The organism is Pseudoalteromonas sp. S3776 (genome assembly GCF_005886915.1).
In the GTDB taxonomy this organism is placed as follows: Bacteria; Pseudomonadota; Gammaproteobacteria; order Enterobacterales; family Alteromonadaceae; genus Pseudoalteromonas.
On record NZ_PNCU01000194.1, the window covers coordinates 1 to 281 of the forward strand.

A 281-nucleotide genomic window follows, 5' to 3' on the forward strand; every position below is an offset into this window, starting at 1 on the left:
AGGCTCGCGCGGTTATTGAGCGCGAATCACCTATTAATTATGTAGCTAATGTGCATACGCAACTTATAATTTTCCATGGAGAAAACGATTTAAGAACCGGTGTTATTCAAGGCGAAACCTTTTATAGAAGTTTAAAGATTTTAGGTAGAACGGTAGAATATGTGCGCCACCCCGGAGCTACGCACGAAATCACCCGAAGCGGAAATAATCGCCAGCGAATAGATCAAATGTTGAGAACGGTAGAGTTTTTTGAGCGATTTATAAAATAAAGGTTTTAGGTG

Annotated in this window: 1 protein-coding gene; it reads left to right on the forward strand. The window is 40.2% G+C overall.

All coding sequences use genetic code 11. The annotated features are described in order from the left end of the window. Window positions 1-269, forward strand: a 269-nt coding sequence (locus CWC16_RS19605) for an alpha/beta hydrolase family protein (RefSeq protein WP_171037714.1), incomplete at its 5' end; no start/stop codon positions are given. Between the last annotated feature and the right edge of the window lie 12 nt (window positions 270-281).